This window comes from Streptomyces alkaliphilus (assembly GCF_014141535.1).
Lineage (GTDB): Bacteria > Actinomycetota > Actinomycetes > Streptomycetales > Streptomycetaceae > Streptomyces > Streptomyces alkaliphilus.
In genome coordinates this window covers 1-1,655 of sequence record NZ_VKHT01001059.1, presented here as the reverse complement: position 1 = coordinate 1,655, position 1,655 = coordinate 1, and the positions used below count along the sequence as shown (strand labels likewise).

At 74.9% G+C, this 1,655-nt stretch carries 2 protein-coding genes; one reads left to right on the top strand and one right to left on the bottom strand.

What is annotated here, in order from left to right; translation table 11 throughout:
- Positions 1-82: 82 nt before the first annotated feature.
- Positions 83-448, top strand: coding sequence for a hypothetical protein (locus tag FNQ90_RS22365; protein WP_194432789.1), 366 nt, complete (start codon positions 83-85; stop codon positions 446-448).
- A gap of 60 nt (positions 449-508) precedes the next feature.
- Here FNQ90_RS22365 and FNQ90_RS22360 read toward each other — a convergent pair whose 3' ends face one another.
- Positions 509-1,624, bottom strand: coding sequence for an acyl-CoA dehydrogenase family protein (locus tag FNQ90_RS22360; protein ID WP_407699427.1), 1,116 nt, complete (start codon positions 1,622-1,624; stop codon positions 509-511).
- Positions 1,625-1,655 lie beyond the last annotated feature (31 nt).

Below are 1,655 nucleotides of genomic sequence, written 5' to 3'. Positions count from 1 at the left end.
CCCCTCCGGCGCCCCCGTCACCGACGGGAGCGGGGGCGGGGAGCTGGAGGACCACCCGACGGCGCGCCCCGCCCCGCTCACCCTGGTGGACACCACGAACCCCCCGGGAGCCGGTGGGCCCGGGGAGGAGCCGGCGGTGGAGGAGGAGTTCCGGGTGGCGTGTCCCGAGTGCGGCCAGCGGATCGTCCTGGCTCCCGGGCCCGGCCTGCTCCCGGTGCACGCGCTGTGCCCGACCCCGTGGAACCCCTTCGGCCTCACCGTCTGTCGCGGCACCGGCCGGCCGGTACCGGAGGAGACCGAAGCCCCGGCGGAGGACGACGAGAGGCTCGTGGAGGTGTTCCCGACGGCGCTCCCCGAGGGGTTGGACTGGCGTCTGCAGCCGTTTTCCCATCGGGGCGGCCCCGGGGCCCGGCCGATCCGGCTGCCCGGCCTCCGTCGCGCGGCCTGAACGTCCTTCGGAACGGTCGCGGGGCCCCGCACGCCCCACGGGGCCCCCGGAGGGTGCTGTTCAGTCGCGTTCCGGTGGACCGACCAGATGGCGGGAGATGACCACCCGCTGGATCTGGTTGGTGCCCTCCACGATCTGCAGCATCTTCGCCTCCCGCATGTACCGCTCGGCGGGGAAGTCCGCGGTGTAGCCGTAGCCGCCCATGAGTTGCACCGCGTCGGTGGTGACGCGCATGGCGGCGTCGGAGCAGAACAGCTTGGCCATCGCGGCGTGGCGGGAGACCGGCTCGCCCGCGTCGTGGCGACGTGCCGCCTCGAGGTACAGGGCCCGCCCCGCCTCGACCGCGGTGGCCGCGTCGGCCAGCGCGAACCGCACTCCCTGGAAGTCGGAGATCGGCCGGCCGAACTGGCGCCGTCCGGTCACGAAGGCGGTGGCCTCGTCCAACGCCGCTCGCGCCAGGCCGACCGCACAGGCGGCGATGCCCAGGCGTCCGGCGTCCAGCGCGTCGAGCGCTATCCGGAAGCCCCGCCCCTCCTCCCCGAGCCGCCGGTCGTCGGCCACGCGCACACCGTCGAGGTGGAGTTGGGCGGTGGGGGACCCGTTGAGTCCCATCTTGCGTTCCGGCGCGGCCGCCTCGAGGCCGTCGGCGTCCCCGGGCACGAGGAAGGCGGTGATGCCGCGTGCGCCGGGGCCCCCGGTACGGGCCAGGACGGTGTGGAAGTCGGCGATCCCGCCGTGCGTGATCCACGCCTTGGTGCCGGTGATCACCCACTCGTCGCCGTCGCGCACGGCACGGGTGCGCAGGTCGGCGGCGTCGGAGCCGGCGGTGGGCTCCGAGAGGCAGTAGGCCCCCAACAACCCCCCGCCGAGCATGGCGGGCAGGTGCTCGGCACGCTGTTCCTTCGTGCCGTGGCGGGCCAGCGCGTGACAGGCCAGGGAATGCACGGAGACCCCGAGGCCAACCGTCAGGCGGGCCGCCGCCAGCTCCTCCAGCACCCGCAGGTACACCTCGTACGGCTGGTCGCCGCCACCGTGCTCGGAGGGGTACGGCAGGCCGAGCAGGCCCAGCTCGGAGAGGGTGCGGAAGGTCTCACGCGGGAAACGGCCGGCGGCCTCCTCCTCGTCGGCGACGGGACGGATCTCGCGCTCGGCGAGGCGCCGCACCAATTCCATCAGGGCCCGGGTCTCCCCGGCGTCGGGGGTGGGT